The organism is Psychrobacter sp. 16-MNA-CIBAN-0192 (assembly GCF_040309565.1).
Taxonomy (GTDB): domain Bacteria; phylum Pseudomonadota; class Gammaproteobacteria; order Pseudomonadales; family Moraxellaceae; genus Psychrobacter.
Genome location: NZ_JBEOOX010000678.1, coordinates 1 through 240, shown reverse-complemented (window position 1 = coordinate 240; position 240 = coordinate 1). Strand labels below are relative to the sequence as shown.

The window sequence follows — 240 nt, the reverse complement described above, 5'->3', positions numbered from 1 at the left end:
GATGTGCAGCAGCGCATAGGCGCACACATACAAGCCCACCAAACGACGAGTTTGTATCAGCGCTGCTATTTTAAAACGCTTGGCGATGGGCGAAATAAGCAACGTCACTAACAGGCTATTGATCGCGCCCATGCCGGTATAGTGAATAATATACTGCACCGGATCGCCGCCCGCATTGTCTGTTAACACTAGCGCCACGAGATAAAAGGCTGGCAATAAAAAGCTAATATGCAACAACAC

1 protein-coding gene is annotated in these 240 nt (G+C 48.8%); it reads right to left on the bottom strand.

Annotated features, from left to right (window positions below; all coding sequences use genetic code 11):
• A partial coding sequence (locus AAEY78_RS14830) for a cytochrome b family protein (protein ID WP_502943799.1) occupies window positions 1–240 on the bottom strand: 240 nt, incomplete at both ends.